Origin of the sequence: Microcoleus sp. LEGE 07076 (assembly GCF_015207455.1) — a bacterium.
Taxonomy (GTDB): Bacteria; Cyanobacteriota; Cyanobacteriia; order Cyanobacteriales; family Microcoleaceae; genus Microcoleus.
In genome coordinates, this window is record NZ_JADEWV010000073.1 from 1 (window position 1) to 21,425 (window position 21,425).

Genomic DNA, 21,425 nt, shown 5'->3' on the forward strand with positions numbered 1-21,425 from the left:
GCATTGGGCATTGGGCATTGGGAATGGGGAATTGGGCATTGGTAACTAATCACAACAGTCAACCGTCAACAGTCAACCGTCAACAGTCAACCGTCAACCAACCGTCAACCAACCGTCAACAGATTTTATGGGTGAAATCGCCGCTTTAGGCGCTGCATTTGTCTGGGCACTGTCTTCCACAATCTGGCAGCGAGTCGGACAGCAAATTCCCGCAGTAGTGCTCAATTTGCTCAAAGGCGCGATCGCCCTTTTCCTGCTACTTGCCACTATACTAATTTTAGGCAAACCCTTACCCACAATCAACCCCAATATTTTAGCAATGCTGCTCATCAGCGGCGCTCTAGGAATTGGCATCGGAGACACCGCATTCTTTATCGTATTAAAATATTTAGGTGCGAGGCGAACGCTGCTTTTAGAAACCCTATCTCCCCCTTTAACAGCTTTATTCGGCTTGATATTTTTGCAAGAAAACCTATCACCAATTGCTTGTACGGGCATACTTTTAACAATCTGCGGCGTAGCTTGGGTAATTGCCGAACGAACAGCCGAAACAACCTTACCATCAAAACAGCTTTGGCAGGGATTAGGCATTAGTTTATTAGGACAAACAGTCCACGCGACCGGAGCAGTTTTATCCCGCGCCGCCTTCGCTCAAACAGATATCGATCCCCTGTGGACGGCGGCCTTGCGTTTGAGCGGCGGTATGGCAGTCATGCTATGCTTTTTGAAGGCAAAAAACCTTGACACTTTCCAACAATTAAAAACGCCTAAAATATTAGCAGCCATAATTATCGCAGCTTTTTTAGGAACCTATCTCGGGATTTTCCTGCAACAAACTTCGCTGAAATATGCACCCGCAGCCATCGCTCAAACACTCGGTTCTGCCAGTCCCCTATTTATACTGCCTTTAGCCGTGTTAGGGGGCGAAAAAGTCAGCTTCCGGGCTGTTTTGGGCGTAGTTTGTGCGATCGTCGGCATCTCGCTATTATTGGGTTTGAAGTGATTAAATGTGAAATTTGAGACTTCATACCAGTTCCTGAAAATAATCAAAGTGTATGTCTGCTCCCAACCATTCTACTCCTCAGTAATTCCCCAAATTCAAATAATATGAGTGATTATTTAGGCGATAGTTCAAACAGCAACAAATTAGTTATTCAGCAAGAAATCAATTGGCTTCAACAACAACCAGATGGCATTTTGTTTAAACAAATTTCCGGCGACAACTGCATAGCAGTTAAAAAAATTAAATCATTCTTGCTCCTGCTTTTAGCAGACACAGAAACCTTAACCACAAATGTAGCTCAATCAATCCTAGACCTCAACAATCCAATCCACTTAATTTTTCCCTATGCCAGAGCAATCCTGCTAGCATTAATCTGGAAAAATTCACCAAAAAGAATATATATAATCGGTTTTGGCGGTGGCAGCATTCCCAAGTATTTTCACCACTATTTCCCTGACGCGACAGTCGAATGTACAGATATCGATCCCACAGTAGTCGAAGTTGCTCAAAAGTTTTTTGGAATTCAATTTGACGACAAGCTAAAAGTTGCCATTCAAGATGGTCGCGAATATCTTGCCGAACAAAATGCTATCGTAAAAAATGATATAATTATTGTGGATGCTGGTTTTGGTAGCGGGTATATGCCCTATAAATTTGTTACACAAGAATTTTACCAACTCTGCAAAACTCGCTTGTCAAGCGCGGGTGCTGTAGTTGTCAACTTGTTCCACAAACAAATGTTTAATGCGGCGGCGGTAAAAACAATTCAAACTGTGTTCGCACAAGTTTATTTATTTCATTTAGACACTGGAAACAGCATTGCGATTGCGACTAATGCTCCCGATTTAACTAAAAATGAAATTTTTTTAAAGTCAGAAATTATTCAAGATTTTTATGATTTAGAATTTTCTTTGATAGAAATGTCGCAGCAGCTAAAAAAAGTAGCCCAATTGCCGGAATGGGTTAAAAATTGGGAAACACTACCAGTTTTTACAGATGCTGCAATTCCGGCGGAATATTTGGAGTGATAAATGCTGCCAAACAACTCTAATTGTAGGGCGTGCAATGCGGGCGATCGCGATCGCAAATTCAAATCGGTCAACATTTGATGCTGGCAAACATCTGCCTGAAAAATCCTTGACACTTTAATTGTGGCGGTGTATTATGGAAGTAGTGCAACCAAATAAATACATGAGACTAAAAAGTTGGGAGTCTCCCCGCAGCGAGGGCAGAAACTCCAAAGGCAAAGGTGGCTCGGCCAGGGCTCGACAGCTCAAAAAACAACAGCAAACTCTGCGAAAACAGTTAAAAGCTCAAAACAACTCACAAAAGAACCCACAAAACAACCAAGGGAAGGAAATCCATAGTTCCTTCCCTTTTTTGTATTTTTTGGCAGTTGCTCAATCTCGCTGAATGTTCGGACAAATGGTGCTAGTAATGCGATCGGGATTTGGTTGCTCTTCCCAGCCGGAGAGAATAGCTTGCAACTCTCCCTTCAAAGTTTCTAAGGCTGCAATTTGCCCGGAAATTGCCTCTACCTTCAAAGTTAGATGCTGCTTCGCTTCCGAACAAGGCAACTCTCCCCGATCGCGAACTTGTAAAATATCCTTAATCTCCTGAAGACTCAAACCCAGAGTCCGAGATCGTTTAATAAATGCCAACCTGTTGAATACTGCCTCGCCAAACAACCTATAACCAGCGGGCGATCGCTCCACCGCCGGAGACAGCAAACCCATTTCCTCATAATAGCGAACAGTTTTCACTGACAAACCGCTACAGGCAGCTACAGAGCCAATTTTGTACAGTTTTTCGGCAACAGAAATATTCATAAACCAAGCCTCAAAGGAGCGATGAGGGAAAGATTTTTCTGGCTCTATCTTTAATATTGCCTCAGCTCTAGGGAGTCGATCGCCACTTCACCCAGTCGGCATTGCCCGGTAATCTTAATAAGGAGGATGTTTCTTGGACACCTTGTTGAGCACGGGTAACTGAGGTCGAGAAGACACAGGAGGAAGATAGTATTCGGGAGCAGGGGCTGGTTGTTCGGCTCCTGAGCGGTAAATTTGCCACCAGCGCAGAGCCATCGCCACCCCAGCAGTGCCGAGTCCAAAAGCCAATAAAGAACCGCTTGCGCCGATGCTGCCGATAGCTGCATCGACAACCCCCACCGTCACAACAAAGCTGGTAATTGGATCTCTGCGGTAAGCAGACCTTAAAAGTCGCGTCCACGAAGCATTCATTTGGTTTTACTCTGTTCTATATTTATTTACAATCTCTAAAACTTAGAGTCGGCGGTGCGATCGGGACTTCTAGCTTTGATACTAGCTTCACCTAAATTAATCTTCTCGCCTGTGGGGAATTGTACGGGAGCGCAGCCAAATTGCCAAGCTTGTCAAATCAACATTTCACCCGATATACAGCTCCCAAAGCCAGCTCTTGAATTTGGTCAACCGCTCTCTCTTGACGTAGAGAAGTCGCAGGGCTTGTTTGTGACAGACTTCTCCTGATCACAGCCAGTAAGCGAACCCGCTCGCCTGCTCCTGAATAATGATTGGAGATGTCTAATTAATATTCTAATCAATTCCCGAATTTGTCGCGATCGGCAGAGGTAAAACTCACTGTGCCGCAAGTAAAGGCAGAGCGTCAGGTTCACCCATCCAAAAACGAGTACCGTGTCCCCGACGCTCTTGAGGGTCAATCCCAAACTTTTCGACTCTGGTTCGGGTTCCCGGATAAATCTGTAGACTAAATCTCAAAGCTCAAATCTTCAGAAAATCATCGGCTGACCCCGCCATTGCTAAAATTAGTTGAGACCCAACCAGGTCAGCAACCCCTGGCCTGTGACATACTCGATAATTATAGTTAGGACAAAACCGATCATCGCGGCTCTACCGTTGAGGCGTTCCGCGTAGCTGTTAAAGCCAAACTTTGGTTGTTGTAGTTTGGGAGTGACGGTGGGTTGTAGTTGTGTCATTGCTTGAGTACCTTGCGATCGACGCTGTTCAAATGTGAAATCGAATGTCAGTTACAAATCTTAAACATTTCTGCTTCCATTATAAAGAAAGATGGTTAACCGCCGAAGCGTCGATTTTGGCATTGAATATTGGGGGATTGAAGATTTACTTGCAGCATTGAATCAGGGAACCCGAACCAGAGTCAAAAATTTGAGGCTCGACCCTCAAGAGTGTCGGGGAACGGTATCCGTTTTTGGGCGGGTGAACCGTCCGCGCTTAAAAAACTGCTGGCAATTAAACCCACTTAATTATATCCGCTCAAAATATGACTAATCAGTTAGATACCGACAAGCTTCCAGCAGCCGTACAGCGAGTTGCCTTTGCCCTCCGTACAGTAGGCTGGGTGTGCTTCTGGGTGCAGCTAGTGTTAGCGGTGGTAGCAGCGATCATTTTGCTCTTTGCCATCCCTTTCGCCATCCCCAAGGCCACCGTCGCTGGTGCCTCAACCAGTGCCGGCACCGGTGGCGGCGTATTTTTTGCAATTTGCGGGCTGGCAGTTCTTTGTTACAGCGTATATCGCGCTTGGAGTTTCACCCGTTTGTCGAAACAATTGCGATCGCCCGCAGGCGCTGTCCGCCCCAAAAAAGCAGACACGATCAAACAAGTGCAGTTGACACTGATCGCCAACTTGTCAGGAATGCTGCTGACGCTGATCGGCGCCGAAGCCATTAGCGGCACCCTGTTAGCTAAATCTCTAGCTCAGCCCCAAGCTTTGTTCGGGGCCGCAGTCGATTTCAGCAGATTTATTCAGCCTTTAGACATATTTGTGGTACTCGCCAATACTCACGCTACGGTTGCCCACTTTGTAGGAATTATCGGGGCTCTGTGGTTACTCGATCGCATCCACAAGCAATAGAAAATTCAAATCCGTAATCGGGAATCGGGAATCGGGAATTCTTGCTCTGCCCCTCTCCCGCGCTCTCCCCCACTCGCCTCGGACGCTCCGGAATCAATGCCAAGCTATCGAAGAACTTACTCAGATACCTTCTAGGAAGACAAGATAAACATCATGGCACTGAAACCCGAGGCTTATTTTGGGGTGACAGATATGGCAACTATGGAAATTTCTCAAGAAAGTTTTCGTTCTGTCTTCGGTCAAATAGAAGCTGAACTCCTCTGTAGCGACACCTACAGCCACGCTCTAGCTAGCTTGCAAACCATGTTAGGCGAAGCCGCCTCTGCTGCCGAAATTTTAATTAGAGCAGTTAGCAGAGAAGCCGTCAAGCTGGCATTTGACAGGTTTGACAAACCAAACAAAACCGAAATCAAAGTCGCCCAAGAGACTTTCGCCGAGCCAATTCCCGCCCCCTCATCTGTTAGAGAATTAGACGCCTCAGTAGCTCCTCCTGTGTTCTATTGGCGCACCGCTGCTGTGGAAGCGCCCACCACAACAGAGCTTGAGACGGAAAATGACGATCGAGAAAATAACTCTTCCGAAGAAGAGCAACCAGCGCCCAAAGACGAAATTCAAGTTGAGTCGGCTGCACCCGCAACAGTCATCGCCCCTGCAAAATCCTTTCCGGGGTTCGGTTTTCCCAAGAAGCCGAAGAAACCCAGCAAGGAAGAAGAAGCAGCAATAGCAGTTCAACAGCGAGAAGAGTCTCTGCGGGAGTTGGGTAGAGAATTGCGCCAGGGGCGACAAATTCGATCGCTATCCCTCCAGCAACTTCACAGTCAAACTCTCGTGCCGCTGCACCACATCGAGTCGATCGAAAATGGGGAAATCGACAAACTGCCCCAGGATATTTACGTTAGAGGTTTTATCCGCAGGCTGGGCGACGCCTTGGGACTCGACGGCACCGCTATGGCGAATGCTTTGCCCAAACCCGCTCCGAGTCCCATAATGACTAACACGTATTTGTCTGTTTCCGACTCGGATTCAGCCGACGGCTTTCAAATGCGTCCGGTGCATTTGTACCTCGGCTACACCGCTTTGATGGCAGGGGCGATCGGGGGTGTGGGTTGGCTGTCGCAGCAACCACTGGTACCCGGAGCCAATGCAGTACCTGAACCGCAGGTGACACCGCCCGCCTCAGTTGCACCGGCTCAGAAGAGCCAAGAAAAAGCGCCACGGCCGCCGGGTTTGAAGATGTCTAACAGTCACGGGGGGCTGATTGTGGGGGCTGATATGGCGCCGCCGGAGGTGATTTTTGGCTAGAGTGTGTCGGGCGATCGATCGCCCGACAGCACTTTTGGCCGGGGCTGAGTCTTGCAGGATTTGAGATTTGAGATTTGGAATTGAGCGACCGAGCCGTTGAGATTTTAGTTCGATCGCGGCTGGCATCTATCTGTGGAGTCAAATCGAAAATCTTCAATGCGAAAATCGTCCGGCCTTGCACCCAAAGTGGATTTTTAACTGCATCAGGAAACCCAATATCTGCGATAAACTATCTATTTGACCAGTCATTTCGAGGTTTCCGAGAAAATGAGTTCCCCAGCTACCTCTGCTTCCTCCGATACCGAGTCGCTATCGACTCAGCCGCCAACAGTCATGAGTTTGGCTCCTTCACACAATGCTTTGGTAGCCGATCGAGTTGCCCAAAAATCTTGGACAATAGAAGATAGCGAGAAACTGTACCGCATTCAAGGCTGGGGCGAACCCTATTTTTCAATCAATGCTGCCGGTCACGTTACAGTGTCTCCCAAGGGCGATCGTGGCGGTTCCCTCGACTTGTACGAACTGGTTGAATCCCTCAAACAGCGCAATTTGGCTTTGCCCCTGCTGATTCGATTTTCCGATATTTTGGAAGATCGGATCGATCGCCTAAATTCCTGTTTTGCCAGAGCGATCGCTCGCTACAGTTACAAAAATGTCTATCGCGGCGTCTTTCCAGTCAAATGCAACCAGCACCGACAGTTAATTCAAGATTTGGTGCGTTTCGGTCAACCCCATCACTTCGGACTCGAAGCCGGCTCAAAACCAGAATTAATGATCGCTTTGGCGACCTTAAACACTCCTGGCGCTTTGTTAATTTGCAACGGTTACAAAGACCGCGAATACATAGAAACTGCAATTTTGGCGCAGCGCCTAGGGCAAACTTCCGTGATTGTGCTAGAGCAAATTGAGGAAGTAGAACTCGCAATTGCCGCCAGCATAGCATTAGGAATTAAACCTGTTTTGGGAGTGCGAGCCAAACTCACTACCAAAGGCGTTGGCCGCTGGGGAGGTTCTACGGGCGATCGGGCAAAATTTGGCTTGACAATTCCAGAAATTATCCGCGCCGTCGGCGAACTAGAAAAAGCAGGAATGCTCGACTGTTTGCAGTTACTGCACTTCCACATCGGCTCTCAAATTTCCTCAATTAGCGTTATCAAAGATGCCATTCGAGAAGCCAGCCACATTTATGTAGAATTAGCTAAATTGGGAGCTAATATGAACTACTTGGACGTAGGCGGCGGGCTCGGCGTTGACTACGACGGTTCTAAAACAAACTTCCACGCTTCCAAAAACTACAATATGCAAAACTACGCAAACGACGTAGTAGCGGGAGTGAAAGATGCCTGCGACGAGCGGAAAATTCCTGTACCAATTATCATCAGCGAAAGCGGGCGGGCGATCGCCTCTCACCAATCAGTTTTAGTTTTTGACGTACTCGGTACTAGCGATGTCCCCAGAGAACTACCAGAACCTGTAGACGAAAACGCGCACCAAATTCCGCGCAATCTCTACGAAATTTACCAATCAATCACACCGGAAAATTACCAAGAAGTCTATCACGATGCGATCCAATTCAAGGAAGAAGCAGTCAGTTTATTTAACTTAGGCTATTTGGGAATTACCGAACGGGCAAAAACCGAACAGTTGTACTGGGCTTGCTGCGATAAAATACAGGCGATCGCGCGGCAAAAAGAATACGTCTCGGAGGATTTGGAAGACCTAGAAAAGGTGATGGCGTCCATTTATTACATCAACTTATCTGTCTTCCAGTCGGTACCCGACAGTTGGGCAATTAATCAATTATTCCCAATTATGCCAATTAACCGACTCAACGAAGAACCTACTGAGCGGGGTATTTTAGCCGATCTCACCTGCGACAGCGACGGCAAAATCGACCAATTTATCGATTTGCGAGATGTGAAGTCGGTGTTGGAACTGCATACTCTCAAACCTGGAGACCCATACTATTTGGCGCTATTTTTGGGAGGTGCTTATCAAGAAATTATGGGCAACCTTCACAACTTATTCGGCGATGCAAATACAGTTCACATTCAGCTAACACCTTCTGGCTATCATATCGAACACGTGGTGAAAGGGGACACTATGAAAGAAGTCCTCAGTTACGTACAATACGATGCAGAAAGTTTGGTAGAAAGCATCCGCCGTCAGACAGAAGCAGCTTTGCAGCAAAATAAAATTACTCTTTCAGAAGCGCAACTTTTGCTGCAAAATTACGAACGGAGTCTCGGCAAATATACTTATCTTCAGTCGTAATTAGTCATTAGTTATTAGTTAGTTGTTATTGGTTAGTTGTTAGTTGTTATTTCTTGGTAGCTATTGGTTATTGGTTATTTGTGGATGCTAATAACCAATAACTAATAACAACTAACCAATAACCAATAACCAATAACCAATAACTAATTATTCAGCATTGCCGAGAATTTGTGAAATGGCCAGCCGCTCTTCTCCGTGGTGAGTTGGTAAAACTTGACGGGCGTCAGTAATCAGCCAATCGAGCGCCGCCGCTTGCAAATCGATCGACGCCCCGGTTTTGTCAACGCAGTAGCGCCCGAACACCAGTTTGTCAACCAACCGCACCTCCGGGCCCAAACGGGAATACTCAAAAATCACGCTGTTTTCTACAGTCGCCCCTTTACACACCCAACAATTTGGGCCGATCATTGTCGGGCCGACAATTTTTGCTCCATCTTCAATTATCGTCATCCCGCCAATATAAACAGGCCCGGTAATATCAACCTTGTCCCAGTTCACAGCTACATTCAAACCAACATAAACGCCGGGGCGCACTTCAATTCCCGGAACCGAAACATTTTTAATTTCTCCCAATAGCACGCTCTGAATTGCCCGCCAATAGTCAGGAACTTTGCCGATATCCACCCACTGAAAGTCCATGCTAATTCCGTAAAACGGTGCTCCGGCTTCTACTAACTTGGGGAATAACTCCGAACCGATATCGTACTCCTGGCCCGAAGGGATGTAATTGAATATTTCCGGTTCAAAAATATAAATGCCAGTGTTAATGTCGGTACTCAGAGCTTCCTCTACTGAAGGTTTTTCTTGGAAAGCTTTAATTCTGCCAGAATCGTCTGTTACCACAACTCCGTAACTGGGAACCTGATCGCGGGGAACAGATTTCATTACAATAGTAGCGATCGCCCCTTTTTCCCGGTGCCACTTCACAGCAGCAGTCAAGTCCAAGTCAATCAAAGCGTCCCCGCACAGCACCACAAAAGTATCGTCAAAAAACGGGGAGAAGTCTTGAATCCGCCTCATGCCACCAGCCGAACCGATCGCTTCTCCAATCATTTTTCCGTCTTCAATCCGCCCTTCAAAAGAATAGCCAATTTGCACCCCAAACTTTTGACCGTCGCGGAAGTAGTTTTCAATCACGTCCGCCAGGTGAGAAACATTGACCATAATCTGATCGAACCCGTGCTGGCGGAGCAATTCAACCAAAAACTCCATCACTGGCTTTTGCAGGATCGGAATCATCGGTTTGGGTGTCGTGTGAGTAATCGGACGGACGCGAGTGCCTTTACCGGCTGCCAGAATCATCGCTTTCATTCTTAACTTCCTCAACCCTCTGTTAATTGATATCAACTCAACAATTAGACGCTAGCGGTGGCGATCGCATCGATCGCAGCAGAATCCTGACTTGTTTATAGGCGACATCGTACCAGGCTATCAATCATTTATTCCCTATTTACTCGATTTAAGAAACCAGGAGTCGAAAATTACCAAAGAACTTGGCAATCCCGCTGCGGGCCTTCCACGCCCAGCCTCAGAATGTCGGGGAGCAAGGTTCTGCCTCGAATCTTAACCGACAAAGGGGCAGACTGATTGGTTTCCCAGATTGACTACCATGCCGTTTAAGTTTACAGCGCCCGGATTTTGAGGTCTTGATAAAACTCTTCTTGAAGCAACTCTACTTTAGACTGAGCCGACAGCAACAACAGAGCCCAAAAAATACCCACGCGGTCATGATTTGGCAAGTCAACTTCCCCAGCCGATAGCGGGGGTTCTGGGTTGACAGACGAGTGTAAATCGTTGTTATGATGCCAAAGTTCCAGCAGTTGTTCCAAGTCGAGCCAACCCTCACCAATTTCAGACCCGCGTTCTGTCAAAAACCGCTCCAGTTCGCTAGCAGTTTCCACCAAATTTTCTTGGTGAGCTAACTCAAAGATAGCTTGGGCTGCTTGCGATCGCATTTTTGAGGTCGGCCGACGACGGGGAGCAACTGTCTGCTCCATTGCTGCTTTCATAAGCTGCAACTGCTCTATGAGCTCAGGGAGACTCACCGGGCGTTTTTGTGGTAGTTGAGCGACACCGCGACGGCGCAGTTGTCGCTCCAAATGCTGCGGCAAATGTCGGCCTCCCGATTGTTCTGCGTCTTCGAGCGCGGCCTCGTCGGATTCGGGATTGGCGGGGGGTTCTGAGAGAACGATACTTTCTGCTTTGAGCAACACCAGCATTGAAGCGTACAAAAACGCTTGGCCAGAGTGGGACAAATCGGAGAAGTCCTTACTCGGATCGGCATCGCAGGTGTTTGTCAGTTGGCTCAAACATCGATCGAAAACTTCAATTACTTTAACATCCCAAGGATCGATTTCTCCCCGTTCTGCCAAATCAATTAAAATTGCGATGCCCTCAGAAATCGCTTCTAAGCCATTTTTGTCTTGGGAAACAACCATTCGATTTTAGATTTTAGATTTTAGATTTTAGATTTTAGATAATCGGTTCCCATAAACGACAGAGCATATCAAATTAATTGGCTGCCATAAGCTGTTGTGCATTTAAACTCTATGTCAAAAAACAATAAAACAATGAGTGGGGTAGTGGGGTTTCCCGCCCGCCTTGAACATACAATGTTTATTTGTCCTACAGCTTATCCTTTCCGACTGTATTCCAATGTTCCAAAACTCAACAACCATTCGATTTTAGATTTTAGATAATCTCTCCCCAAAAATGAGGGAGCATATCAAATTAATTGGTAGCCCTACTGCCACGCTAAAACTACTACAGATTCGGTCGCTACAATTAGTTATACGCATATAAGAGCTTTAACTTTGACGCGTTTTATAACTTGAATAGCAGCCTGCTCTTTATTTTTGATTCCGAACAATACTAGAAACAAGCAAATCAGAAAAATGAACAATAAATTTGGCTACCTCATTTTATTGAAGCCTAATTTTCGATTTTTGTCAAGCAAATTATTTGTGATAAATCAATTTTTAGTTAGCGAATATTCTCCTTTTTTTAATATTAAATCTAGTTCATACACCATCATATAGCGGTTCTCAAGTATTGTGAGGTATGGCCTGTTTGGTCTGCTTGGCACCTCATGTTACGCTCGAAAGGCTATATCTGGGAGGGGCAAGTCAATGCAATTTTTGAAATTTTACTGACTGTATTGGTTGACTGTGCCCTCTCAAACGTATCTTTTTTAGGTTTGGCCGAGATTTTGCGGTTTCTTGCCGATTGAGAGTGCTGGCAATACTTGATATTTCAAAGCAAGGCCCGCCAGCACAAATAAGGCAATAATTAACGCTCCAATTCCTACTGGACTCGGAATCCAGAATGTCGCCTCCAAATAGTTAACTTCCCCGGGTTTCAGCTTCCAAAGTAACTGCTTTCCTTCGCGATAGCTTTCGGGAACGAGCGCACCGGCTACAGTTTCAATACTTTCGGCACCCCAAGGTGTGTTCAAGCTAAAGTCTAGCTCCAAAAGTTCTCCCGGACTCAGCAGCAAACTGCCGTTTGAGGAAAGCAGAGAAAGAGCGCGCAAATCCAATTCCAAGCTCAAGCGATTTCGCAGCACCAATAACAAGTTATTTTGGTTGATATTCAGGTGAGCTTCAAACTTCGGCAAATCGGTTTGTAGGGGACTTGCGACGGAAGATTTTGCGGTTTGTGCGATCGGATTGTAAAATTGGTTAAATTTGTCTTCTAACTCGGCTCCATTATTGAAAGGAATCGTCACTAAAACTTCTCTTTCGGAAAGCCGTTTAGTTTTTCCGTCCAGCAACCTCACGCGCTGTTCTACGCTTTTCAACCATTTTCCAACAGTTTCGCTGCTGAAGCTGGTCAACCTTTCCCCCAGTTTAATGTGCTGCACGATTTGGCCGTGAGTTTGACTGTCAAAGTTGACTCCGACATCGTACTGAACGCAGCCAGTCACTAGAGTTAAAAGGGACAAAACAAAAGGTAAAAGAAACAAAAAGTGCTTTTTCCTTTTGCGAATTCCATCCTTGACATTTTGGTCTTTCATTTGACCTTTCTCCCTATTTTTCCCTGTTTGCATGAACTAGCAAATCGAGCAATTGCCGATTTTTACTATTCTTTCGTTCGTAGTGAGGACTTTAGTCCTCTTTTAAAGCTTTTGGTTAATTAAGGACTAAAGTCCTTACTACAAACATGATGGAATATCTGCCCTACTTTAAATTAACCACACTTAACTTATTCCCTAGATGCGACACCCAACTGTTGAAACAGGATACTAGGTAAATATGCCCCGCCGCCTACCCATTGAGATTCGCTACTCAAATCTACCAAATTTTTAAAGGCTTCAAAAATGCTGCCCGCCACCATTGTATTCTTGACGCGACCGACTATTTTGCCTTTTTCTACTTTATAGCCTAAGTCTAAATTGACTGAAAATTCTCCAGCTAATTGATTGGATTGACCGGCACCTAAAACTTGCTCTACTATTAGACCTTCGTCCATGCTAGCAATCAAGTCTTGGGTGCTGGTGTTTCCTGGGGAAATGCAAAAGTTCGTTAAATCCGGGCCGGGGCGAGACAATCCGCCACGAAAACCGTTGCCGGTAGATTGTACACCGGCGCGAGCGGCCCACCTGCGATCCCAATAAAACCCGGTGACTGTGCCTTTGTCAATCAAGGTTTTGCGGGTGGTGGGGGTACCTTCGTCGTCAAAGGGACAAGCGGAAGGGCCTAAAGTTGGATCTTCAAAAAAGCTAAACCGTTCGTCAAATAAGGTTTCGCCGATTTTGTCGGCTAGGGGAGATGCTTTTTGAACAACTGCTTGGCCCGAAAGGATGGTATCAAACAGGCCGCCGAGGGTGCTGGCGGCGGCATTGGGGGTGAACAATACTGGGTAGGAACCGCTGCTGATGGTGGCTGGATGTTCGGCGAGGCGGTATTTTTCGAGGAGTGATTGGAGGATGCTGTTGGTGTCTAGGGGCCGATCGCGCGCGACATCGTAACTGTATGCTTGCATAAAGTCTTCTCCTTGTACCAAATTTCCGGCGATCGTCCCGCTGACTATTTGGCTGCATCTTTCGGCATATACGTCTCGCGTCGTGGCAATTTTCACGCGGCCGCTGCGGACGTGGAAGCCTACATCTACCATAATATCGGGATTGTAGGCGTGAACTGAGTCGATAAGGTTTTTGCCGTTTTCGACTAATTCAGCGGTTGTGGGCGGAGTGTAGGTGGTTTCCGGGGTGGTTAGGTGGAAGTTGGAGGCGAGTTCAAATTCGGCGGGGTCGCCGATTTCGGCTGTTTGAATTGCTGCATCGACTAAATCGTCTATCCGCGTTAAATCTGTGGAACTAGCAAAACCGATTTTGCCGTTGTGAATCAGCCGGAGTGCTACGCCTCGCAGGGCTTTGGTTTGGAGGGACTTGAGGCGATTGTTCTCAAATTCGATCGGCGTGTCTTGGCTGGAGAGGTAGTATACTTCAGCAGCATCGGCGCGCTGACTTGCCAATTTCAATATCTGTTCTACGGTGGAATCGCTCACAATAATCGCCTTTCGCGTTTGGTCTTTGTTTTATTTTAGCGATTTTGGGTGTGGCCAGAAACCGGGTTTTTTCCAAAAACATCGATACACCACCCAAAAACTGCGAAAAACCCGGTTTCTTTGATTTTGGGTGTGACCAGAACTCGCAAAGACTTAGAAACCGGGTTTTTTTGCGAATCAGTCGCCTACAGCGCAGTATTGTCATAAAAACCCGGTTTCTCGACACCCGCGCGTAAAACCATCCATCGCTTGATAGAATTCATCTGTGCGAAGCATTTTATAGCGCCAGAACTTTTCCCAGGCTGGAAGAACAAGTTAACAGTTATTCACCTATCGAGTGCTAGTGGCTAATATTCATCCCGCCGACCCAAAAGCCAATAGGTCATCATTTCTCCTCTTCCCTTGACCTCGATCGTACCCCTTGGCTCTAGTAAGTATTTATTCTGTAATTTGAGATAAGTCGCATCGGAGACTTGAATGTATCCCGGTTTACCGTGAGATTCCATCCTTGAGGCGATATTCACCGCGTCACCCCAGAGGTCATAGATAAATTTCTTAATCCCAATTACTCCCGCAATTACAGGACCGGTGTTAATCCCGATCCGAATTTCTAGAGATTCCCCAAAAATATTCTCCACGTCTTGCATATAGGCGTGCATATCCAACGCCATGTTGGCGATCGCTTCGCAATGATCCGGTCGAGAAACGGGTAAACCACCAACTACCATGTAGGCATCCCCAATGGTTTTAATTTTCTCTAAACCATACTTTTCAGTGAGTTGATCGAAGGCAGAGAAAATTTGGTTCAAACCTGCTACCAATTGCATCGGCTCTATCCGAGTCGAGATCCCAGTAAAACCTACGATATCCGCAAACAAAATCGTGACTTCTTCAAAATGTTCGGCGGGGGATTCATTAGTCCGCATCAGGCGATCGGCAATTTCCGCAGGTAAGATATTCAAAAGTAATTGTTCTGACCTTTCTTTTTCTTGGCGCAGTTCTCCAGTTCTTTGCTCCACTCTAGCTTCCAACTCTTCATTGGCCAAATGGATGGTATCTAGAGAATCCTTTAGTTGTCTGGTCATGCCGTTAAAAACGTTGGCTAATTCTCCAAGTTCAACGATGGAACTAACCTCCACTTGTTGGTTGAGATTGCCCTTGGCGATCGCTTCCGAAGCAGTGGTGATCCGCTCCACAGGACGGATAATCCGGCGAGCGGTCAGGATCCCCAACAAAATTGCCAAAATCAAAGTTGCTAAACAGAGCAGGATTGTAGTCTGAGTATTGGCATTAATCCGATCCATAAAGTCTGCTTCTGGAATAGTCACCACCACCAACCAGTCAATACCTTTACTATCTTCAAAAGGATCGACTTGGACGAAATAATTTTTACCTTTGACGGTAAAATTCAGTTGATGAGATGCTTGGATATTTTGAAAATCACGAAACTGCTCTAGCAAAGCTTGACTCGCTTTTTGGGTAATGGCATTGCTACTATTAACAACCTTGAGTCGTTCAATTCGTTGCTCTGGGAGTTGGACAACCTTGTCTGGGTAATATTGAAAGGGCTTTTCCCCTGTAGAGGTGGCAATCATTTCTCCAGAACGTTCCAGAATAAAACTTTGCCCAGTTTTACCGATTTTGAGTTTGCTTAAAAAATCCCCAAACATTACCAGATTTAAGTTTGTCATCCACGTTCCTCGGACATTTCCAGTCTTGGTATATATGGGTTTACCAGCCGCAAGATATAGGGCTTCACCTGTAATGTGGGGAACCACAGTTCCCCAAAAAGCTTGCTTTTGCTGGACTGGAATTTTATAGTAGGGGCGGTTGCGGGGGTCAAAGTTAGGTTCCCCGGCGTTGATAATTTCTCGGCGTTTACCCTCTGGAGTGGTGGTATAGGTAGTCAAAGTGTGGTTGTTTTCTACTTCCGAAGTACGGATGACGATCTCGCCATCATCCTGCCGCTCAGCAGCAAAAAACTCCTGATTGGGGGTAACAAAAGCTGTGGCACCAACCAGGGGAAAGGCGGGGAGTTGTCCCCATAGAAACTTCTCTATATCTCTCCCATTATTAATATCGATGCGGTTTTGGTTCAGGGCTGCATCATAAATTTCAAAGGATTGAAAGGGAATAGCAAGTAGATAAGTTAGATTTTGCTTGATGCGATCGCTAGTATCATTCCGCAACTGACTAGCTACATCATTTACTGCTTTTTGACCGTTTCTATAGGAAAGATAACCAACAACAGCCACTGCGCCAACTGTTTGGACAACAAATGGAACAATCAGCAGTATTTGTAGGGGAATTTTTCGGAAAAGTCCAGGTGATAATGGCATCCTTAAGAAGCTTTGGCAAGTAATATTTCCATTACGGGACAAAAAATAACCCTGATCGATCGAACTGTTGCTGCGTATTCTGTCATGACGATCGCAAATGCTGAATTTTGATACAATTTTTTACACTCAGCAATAGCAACCCTTTGCTAAGGGTTGGAAATTAATATTTTTTGATTTTTAAGTAGATACGCGCTGTAAACAGCAACTATGTAAACGATTGTCAAGTATTCAAATGTGTTAAGCGTGGCTGGCTTAGGGTTGTTTAGATTAAGTTGAAGTTAGCTTAACTTAGCCATACTAAAGAGCAAAAAATTATAATTGTGGCAATTAATGCTACCCAAATAAACTGATTATCTTTCGTGTTAACTTGGCTCAAATCTACAGGTTCCGGTGCAACTAATTTGGGTTTGGCGTACTTGATATCAGCTTTCGGATTGGCTTGAAAACTGATTGATTGATTTTCATCTAAAGCTGCTAAATCGGGGATTTTTACCGTCCATTCGTCAGGGATAGTGAGTTTGGGGGCTTCGAGTATGAACAGCAGGCGTTTTGCTTGCTGGCGGGTTTCTTGGCGGGGATGGCGGGTGAGTTTGCGACAAAGCTCGATCGCCCTTTCTGTATCGCCAGAGGCTTCGTAGGCTGTCACCAGCCACATCTGCACCTCGCCGCCCAACCGGGAATTGCGATCGACCAAACCTGTGGCTGTTTCTAAACTTTGGATAGCTTGACCGTAGCGGCCGCTCTCGAAAGCTACTCGGCCAGCTTGATACTCTGTTTGAACAATTTCTAACTTTTCTGAACTCACCAGCCGCTACCCAATTCACAAATATTAGTTGCCAAATTCCTCAAACGCTAGAATTCGCTGTTTTGTTGCGACATACCCGACTCGTTGTCGCGTTTGGAGCCCAGCAAGTCTAACTGGTCTACCCTAATTACTGGCTTAGAGCGATTTGAACCCGTATTGCGGTCTTGCCAGCGATCGAACTTCAAAGAGCCTGTTACTCCAATTAGAGAGCCTTTGCGAACGTAGTCAGCAGCAATCTGCGCTGTTTTGCCCCAGATTTCGAGATTGAACCAGTCTGGTTGATCGCTGTTCTTGGTTCTGCGGTTCACTGCCAGCGTCAAATTACACTTAACTGTACCCGACTCAAAATACTTCACGTCCGGGTCGCCGCCGACGCGGCCTACTAAAGTCACAACATTAAGACTCATAAACTTTTTCGGGAATGTGATCGATTGGTGATGTAGTTAAACTCTCCCTAAAGCGCGATCTCCTCCAAACTTAACTTGGAACAGCGCGAATCCGGGCTTCATCCTGATTTTACACCCACTGACCAGAACATATTTATTGTGGATGATTGGCGAGCCTGCATTCAACTTATGCTCGACAATGTACATTTCTGACTAGACTCAGGATGAAAAACGTAATAGAATCCACCTCGGTTACACTTTTGTAACAACATTATTGCACACATTAGTATTTTAGTTTTTGGGGGGGTACAAATTAGTGGGTCTTCTCAATCGATTTTCCTTATCAAGAGATATGGGTATCGACCTCGGTACTGCTAACACGCTCGTTTATGTATCCGGCAAAGGTATTGTTCTGCAAGAACCGTCCGTAGTGGCGATCGACCAAGACTTGAAAATACCGCTGGCTGTCGGAGAAGATGCTAAAAAAATGCTCGGGCGCACGCCCGGGAATGTCATAGCACTGCGCCCGCTTCGGGACGGGGTAATCGCAGACTTCGATACTGCCGAACTCATGCTCAAGACTTTTATCCGCAGAGTTCACGAAGGGCGAACCATCTTTTCGCCCCGGATCATTATTGGCATCCCCAGCGGTGTCACCGGTGTGGAGAGGCGTGCTGTGATTGAGGCTGCAACTCAGGCCGGTGCTAGAGAAGTGCGGTTAATTGATGAACCGATTGCTGCGGCGATCGGGGCTGGACTGCCTGTTGCTGAGGCGACTGGCAATATGATTATAGATATCGGCGGGGGTACGACGGAAGTTGCGGTTTTGAGCTTGCAAGGTACGGTGATCAGCGAGTCTGTGCGGGTAGCTGGCGACGAACTCAATGAGGCGATCGTCCAATACATGAAAAAAGTTCACAATTTGGTCATTGGCGAACGCACTGCTGAAGAAATTAAAATTCAAGTGGGCTCTGCATATCCAACTACCGAGGATGACGACTCGATCATGGAAGTACGGGGCCTGCACTTGCTCTCGGGTCTGCCGCGAACTGTGACGATCAAAGGCCCTGAAATTCGCGAAAGTATGTCGGAACCGCTTTCAGTAATTGTGGAAGCTGTCAAGCGTACTTTGGAACGCACCCCCCCGGAATTAGCCGCAGATATTATTGACAGGGGAATTATGCTGGCCGGCGGCGGGGCGCTGATGAAAGGTTTAGATACTCTGATCAGTCACGAAACTGGAATTGTCACTCATGTGGCAGCCGATCCTCTGTGCTGCGTGGTTTTGGGAACTGGCAGGGTATTGGAAAACAAACAGTTGGAACGGGTTTTCAGCGGGCAGTCTTCGCGCAATATGTAATTAACAAACTTGGGATTTTGGATTGAGAACTAAGTCTGCCATCTAAAATCTAAAATCCTGACATAACAATTTTAGATTACTGAAATTATGCTAAAGAACACAATCCGCAGGTGGTGGGATCTGCGCGTGCAAATTGCTCTTTTAGGTTTAGCTGTAACTGCGGCTTGGGGAGTTCGACAAACACAAGGTACTGCACTCTTTGAAGTTTACAATTGGGTGACTCGTCCTTTTCAAGCCAACGGTTCTGGACAAGAGCAACTCATCTCGGCGCGCACTCAAGAATTGCAAGCGCAGCTATTAGAATCAGAAGTTCAAAATCAGAAGCTGAAAGAGCTTTTAGGTTACGTTTCTGCTAAGAAACCTAAAGGGATTGTCGCTCCTATTGTCGGCCGGAGCGCTGACCACTGGTGGCACCAAATAACTTTGGGCCGAGGCAGTAATGATGGCATCAAAACAGATTTTACTGTGATGGGCCCCGGCGGTTTGGTAGGTCGGGTTGTTAGTGTTACTCCTAATACTAGCTTGGTGCTTTTAGTCAGCGATCCTACGAGTCAATTGGGTGTGGGAATTACTCGCAGTCGCAATATGGGTTTTATGCGCGGGAAAGGCGGCAATCAGGCTGTGATGGAGTTTTTTGATAATGTTCCTAATGTCAAGCCTGGGGATGTGGTTTCAACTTCTTCTTTCAGTCAGTTGTTCCCTGCTGGTTTGCCGGTGGGAAAAATCGTTTCGGTGGATATGAATAAAACTCCGGCTCCCGAAGCTATTGTTGAGTTCACTGCACCGATGAATTCCTTGGAGTGGGCGGTGGTTTACCCTCACTCTAAGGAAGCTGAACAAAAGGCTTCGCAGAATGAATCTTCAGCGCCGGATGGGGGAGCAAACCAGTAATGAAGGCTTTATCTAGAATGACGCGGCGATCGCGCCCATTTCTCAATTTCGGCGTTACATTTGTTTCCGTGCTGCTGTGCATGCTGATATTGCCAACTCGGATGCCGGGAATGGAATTGCTGGGAATTAGCCCTAACTGGCTGTTAATTTGGTTGGTAGCTTGGAGCATTAAGCGGAAACGTACAGTTTGGGGAGCTGCTAGCATGGGGCTGGTTTTGGGGTTTCTTCAAGATGCGATGACTGCTCCTCATCCTACCCACGCTGTAAGTCTAGTTATTGTAGGAGTGTTAACGGTTGTTTTGCTCAAAACCTGGTCGATTCCGGCGGATATTGTTGAGAGAGATCCGATTCCGATCGCCTTAATTGTGTTTGGGATGGCGGTGGTGGCGGAAACGGTGATGGGGCTGCAATTTTTGGCTATGGGCGATCGGGCTTTACTGGAAATTTGGAGCTATCACCAACGAGTGGCTTTATGTTCTGCTATTCTTAGCAGTCTTTGGGCTCCGGTAATTTATTTTCCCCTCAATCGCTTGTGGGAAATGACCAGGAAGTTAGAAAAAGCTTAGTCAGTCATTAGTCATTGGTCATTGGTCATTGGTCATTGGTCATTGGTCATTAGTCATTGGTCATTGGTCATTGGTTAACAGTTAACGGTTAACAGTTAACTGTTAACAGTCAACAGTAGTCAGTCTAATATCTCTTGCTTTCCCAAACCTAATAAGTGATGAACGGCAATAATCAAGTCGCTGAGAATGAAATTAGGCTGGTGCTTTTGCAGTTGATAGCGGCTGCGAATGCCGCAGGTAACGGCAATTGTAGGTATTCCTAATGCTTGTCCCGCGAGGATATCTGCTTCCGTATCTCCGATCATCCAAGCCGAACCTAGAGATGACTCAAATTCTGCTGCCACTTCAGCCAACAATTCGGTTTTTAAGGCTGTATAGTTGTGATAGGCGGCATCCGGCATCTGAGTGCCGTGAATGCTGGTAAACAGTCTGGCTAAACCGTAATTTTGCAACAGTTGAATGGCTTGATTTCTCGGCCGCAGGGTGACTAAAATCAGCCGCACGCCGCGGGAGTGCAGAAGGGCGATCGCCCATTGCACTCCTGGCTGGATGCGATCTAAGTACAACAAGTCTGGTTGATTGACAATCCGACTCACGCATCCGAGAAAAACGTGAATTTCTTCTCCTGACAAGCCGGAACTTTTGGCTATTTCAGCATCGGGCACTCGATTTTGTTTCATTTGCCAAAACTGCTGTTTGCTGAGTATTTGAAGGTTGAGGCTGATGCCTCGATAGCTGTAAACTGCTTGAGTGTCCGCTAATCCCTGCTGATAGGTGGTGTGGTAGCGATCGGACACATCGACTATGGGCCCGTCTAAATCGCAAAATACCGTCATCCACGGGGATGAGTCAGCCTCTGATGGTAGCTTGTACTGAGGGTTTTCGGAGTTCGCGGCGACAGCATTTAACATATAAGGTTAAGTAAATCAAGGATAAGGATACATTTCTTGACTTTACAAATAATTTTATAAGTTATAATACAAATTTTCAAGATAATTTATTGAAAAAACCTATGAGAATTTTGAGGATGGCTCTCAAAAAGGGCGATCGCGCAAATAGTCGATACAATCCAGGGAAAAAGTGATTTTTGTGGCTGTTGATACGTACTTTAGCCATTAAAC

General features: G+C 46.3%; 20 protein-coding genes. 9 read left to right on the forward strand and 11 right to left on the reverse strand.

The window, feature by feature from the left end:
* Positions 1 to 127 precede the first annotated feature (127 nt).
* From IQ270_RS14140 to IQ270_RS14150, 3 genes are all read left to right on the forward strand, one after another.
* Positions 128 to 1,003, forward strand: coding sequence for a DMT family transporter (locus IQ270_RS14140; RefSeq protein ID WP_193973824.1), 876 nt, complete (start codon positions 128 to 130; stop codon positions 1,001 to 1,003).
* Positions 1,004 to 1,107: 104 nt separating this feature from the next.
* Entirely contained in the window at positions 1,108 to 2,031 is a 924-nt protein-coding gene (locus tag IQ270_RS14145; RefSeq protein ID WP_193973825.1) for a spermidine synthase, read from the forward strand.
* Positions 2,032 to 2,167: 136 nt separating this feature from the next.
* A complete protein-coding gene (locus tag IQ270_RS14150; protein WP_228056356.1) occupies positions 2,168 to 2,416 on the forward strand; it encodes a hypothetical protein in 249 nt (82 codons plus the stop codon).
* Here the strand turns inward: IQ270_RS14150 and IQ270_RS14155 are convergent.
* The 3 genes from IQ270_RS14155 to IQ270_RS14165 form a co-directional block, all read right to left on the reverse strand.
* The gene (locus tag IQ270_RS14155; protein ID WP_193973826.1) at positions 2,404 to 2,832 is read right to left on the reverse strand and encodes a heavy metal-responsive transcriptional regulator; all 429 of its coding nucleotides are present in this window, start codon (positions 2,830 to 2,832) and stop codon (positions 2,404 to 2,406) included. The genes IQ270_RS14150 and IQ270_RS14155 overlap by 13 nt on opposite strands.
* Before the next feature lie 114 nt (positions 2,833 to 2,946).
* On the reverse strand, positions 2,947 to 3,243 hold the full coding sequence (locus tag IQ270_RS14160) for a hypothetical protein (protein WP_193973827.1): 297 nt from the start codon (positions 3,241 to 3,243) through the stop codon (positions 2,947 to 2,949).
* A 563-nt stretch (positions 3,244 to 3,806) separates the two neighbouring features.
* Positions 3,807 to 3,977, reverse strand: a complete 171-nt coding sequence (locus IQ270_RS14165; RefSeq protein ID WP_193973828.1) for a hypothetical protein — start codon at positions 3,975 to 3,977, stop codon at positions 3,807 to 3,809.
* A gap of 305 nt (positions 3,978 to 4,282) precedes the next feature.
* On the opposite strand from IQ270_RS14165, the gene IQ270_RS14175 reads away from it, so the two are divergent.
* The 3 genes from IQ270_RS14175 to speA all read left to right on the forward strand — a co-directional run bounded on the left by IQ270_RS14175 (position 4,283) and on the right by speA (position 8,449).
* On the forward strand, positions 4,283 to 4,873 hold the full coding sequence (locus IQ270_RS14175; protein ID WP_193973830.1) for a DUF3611 family protein: 591 nt from the start codon (positions 4,283 to 4,285) through the stop codon (positions 4,871 to 4,873).
* Between the two features lie 153 nt (positions 4,874 to 5,026).
* Positions 5,027 to 6,175 carry a helix-turn-helix domain-containing protein gene (locus IQ270_RS14180; protein WP_228056357.1) on the forward strand — a complete coding sequence of 383 codons (1,149 nt, stop codon included), beginning with the start codon at positions 5,027 to 5,029 and terminating at the stop codon, positions 6,173 to 6,175.
* 333 nt (positions 6,176 to 6,508) lie between these two features.
* Positions 6,509 to 8,449, forward strand: a complete 1,941-nt coding sequence (gene speA, locus IQ270_RS14185) for a biosynthetic arginine decarboxylase (RefSeq protein WP_228056359.1) — start codon at positions 6,509 to 6,511, stop codon at positions 8,447 to 8,449.
* 147 nt (positions 8,450 to 8,596) lie between these two features.
* Here the strand turns inward: speA and IQ270_RS14190 are convergent, their stop codons facing one another.
* The 7 genes from IQ270_RS14190 to IQ270_RS14220 all read right to left on the reverse strand — a co-directional run bounded on the left by IQ270_RS14190 (position 8,597) and on the right by IQ270_RS14220 (position 17,508).
* Positions 8,597 to 9,760 carry a sugar phosphate nucleotidyltransferase gene (locus IQ270_RS14190; RefSeq protein WP_193973832.1) on the reverse strand — a complete coding sequence of 388 codons (1,164 nt, stop codon included), beginning with the start codon at positions 9,758 to 9,760 and terminating at the stop codon, positions 8,597 to 8,599.
* 311 nt (positions 9,761 to 10,071) lie between these two features.
* Positions 10,072 to 10,887: a segregation/condensation protein A gene (locus IQ270_RS14195; protein WP_193973833.1), complete on the reverse strand. Its 816-nt coding sequence runs from the start codon at positions 10,885 to 10,887 to the stop codon at positions 10,072 to 10,074.
* A gap of 752 nt (positions 10,888 to 11,639) precedes the next feature.
* Positions 11,640 to 12,464 carry a DUF3153 domain-containing protein gene (locus tag IQ270_RS14200; protein WP_193973834.1) on the reverse strand — a complete coding sequence of 275 codons (825 nt, stop codon included), beginning with the start codon at positions 12,462 to 12,464 and terminating at the stop codon, positions 11,640 to 11,642.
* 188 nt (positions 12,465 to 12,652) lie between these two features.
* Positions 12,653 to 13,957, reverse strand: coding sequence for a TldD/PmbA family protein (locus tag IQ270_RS14205; protein ID WP_193973835.1), 1,305 nt, complete (start codon positions 13,955 to 13,957; stop codon positions 12,653 to 12,655).
* 347 nt (positions 13,958 to 14,304) lie between these two features.
* Positions 14,305 to 16,296, reverse strand: a complete 1,992-nt coding sequence (locus tag IQ270_RS14210; RefSeq protein ID WP_193973836.1) for an adenylate/guanylate cyclase domain-containing protein — start codon at positions 16,294 to 16,296, stop codon at positions 14,305 to 14,307.
* Positions 16,297 to 16,579: 283 nt separating this feature from the next.
* Complete coding sequence (locus tag IQ270_RS14215) at positions 16,580 to 17,101, reverse strand: tetratricopeptide repeat protein (protein WP_193973837.1); 522 nt, start codon at positions 17,099 to 17,101, stop codon at positions 16,580 to 16,582.
* 47 nt (positions 17,102 to 17,148) lie between these two features.
* Entirely contained in the window at positions 17,149 to 17,508 is a 360-nt protein-coding gene (locus IQ270_RS14220; protein ID WP_193973838.1) for a single-stranded DNA-binding protein, read from the reverse strand.
* A 331-nt stretch (positions 17,509 to 17,839) separates the two neighbouring features.
* Here IQ270_RS14220 and IQ270_RS14225 point away from each other — a divergent pair, with 331 nt between their 5' ends.
* From IQ270_RS14225 to mreD, 3 genes are all read left to right on the forward strand, one after another.
* Complete coding sequence (locus tag IQ270_RS14225; RefSeq protein ID WP_193973839.1) at positions 17,840 to 18,847, forward strand: rod shape-determining protein; 1,008 nt, start codon at positions 17,840 to 17,842, stop codon at positions 18,845 to 18,847.
* 87 nt (positions 18,848 to 18,934) lie between these two features.
* Positions 18,935 to 19,738: a rod shape-determining protein MreC gene (gene mreC, locus IQ270_RS14230; protein WP_193973840.1), complete on the forward strand. Its 804-nt coding sequence runs from the start codon at positions 18,935 to 18,937 to the stop codon at positions 19,736 to 19,738.
* Positions 19,738 to 20,304, forward strand: coding sequence for a rod shape-determining protein MreD (gene mreD / locus IQ270_RS14235; RefSeq protein ID WP_193973841.1), 567 nt, complete (start codon positions 19,738 to 19,740; stop codon positions 20,302 to 20,304). The genes mreC and mreD overlap by 1 nt, the downstream gene beginning before the upstream one ends.
* A gap of 119 nt (positions 20,305 to 20,423) precedes the next feature.
* Here mreD and IQ270_RS14240 read toward each other — a convergent pair whose 3' ends face one another.
* Positions 20,424 to 21,215, reverse strand: coding sequence for an HAD family hydrolase (locus IQ270_RS14240; RefSeq protein WP_193973842.1), 792 nt, complete (start codon positions 21,213 to 21,215; stop codon positions 20,424 to 20,426).
* Between the last annotated feature and the right edge of the window lie 210 nt (positions 21,216 to 21,425).

Coding starts and splice junctions, on each gene's coding strand:
- speA (WP_228056359.1), top strand. CDS start 6,509: ATGAGTTTGGCTCCTTCACACAATGCTTTGGTAGCCGATCGAGTTGCC.
- mreD (WP_193973841.1), top strand. CDS start 19,738: ATGAAGGCTTTATCTAGAATGACGCGGCGATCGCGCCCATTTCTCAAT.
- mreC (WP_193973840.1), top strand. CDS start 18,935: ATGCTAAAGAACACAATCCGCAGGTGGTGGGATCTGCGCGTGCAAATT.
- IQ270_RS14240 (WP_193973842.1), bottom strand. CDS start 21,215: ATGTTAAATGCTGTCGCCGCGAACTCCGAAAACCCTCAGTACAAGCTA.
- IQ270_RS14200 (WP_193973834.1), bottom strand. CDS start 12,464: ATGAAAGACCAAAATGTCAAGGATGGAATTCGCAAAAGGAAAAAGCAC.
- IQ270_RS14180 (WP_228056357.1), top strand. CDS start 5,027: ATGGCACTGAAACCCGAGGCTTATTTTGGGGTGACAGATATGGCAACT.
- IQ270_RS14165 (WP_193973828.1), bottom strand. CDS start 3,977: ATGACACAACTACAACCCACCGTCACTCCCAAACTACAACAACCAAAG.
- IQ270_RS14140 (WP_193973824.1), top strand. CDS start 128: ATGGGTGAAATCGCCGCTTTAGGCGCTGCATTTGTCTGGGCACTGTCT.
- IQ270_RS14160 (WP_193973827.1), bottom strand. CDS start 3,243: ATGAATGCTTCGTGGACGCGACTTTTAAGGTCTGCTTACCGCAGAGAT.
- IQ270_RS14145 (WP_193973825.1), top strand. CDS start 1,108: ATGAGTGATTATTTAGGCGATAGTTCAAACAGCAACAAATTAGTTATT.
- IQ270_RS14195 (WP_193973833.1), bottom strand. CDS start 10,887: ATGGTTGTTTCCCAAGACAAAAATGGCTTAGAAGCGATTTCTGAGGGC.
- IQ270_RS14155 (WP_193973826.1), bottom strand. CDS start 2,832: ATGAATATTTCTGTTGCCGAAAAACTGTACAAAATTGGCTCTGTAGCT.
- IQ270_RS14220 (WP_193973838.1), bottom strand. CDS start 17,508: ATGAGTCTTAATGTTGTGACTTTAGTAGGCCGCGTCGGCGGCGACCCG.
- IQ270_RS14175 (WP_193973830.1), top strand. CDS start 4,283: ATGACTAATCAGTTAGATACCGACAAGCTTCCAGCAGCCGTACAGCGA.
- IQ270_RS14210 (WP_193973836.1), bottom strand. CDS start 16,296: ATGCCATTATCACCTGGACTTTTCCGAAAAATTCCCCTACAAATACTG.
- IQ270_RS14225 (WP_193973839.1), top strand. CDS start 17,840: ATGGGTATCGACCTCGGTACTGCTAACACGCTCGTTTATGTATCCGGC.
- IQ270_RS14150 (WP_228056356.1), top strand. CDS start 2,168: ATGGAAGTAGTGCAACCAAATAAATACATGAGACTAAAAAGTTGGGAG.
- IQ270_RS14190 (WP_193973832.1), bottom strand. CDS start 9,760: ATGAAAGCGATGATTCTGGCAGCCGGTAAAGGCACTCGCGTCCGTCCG.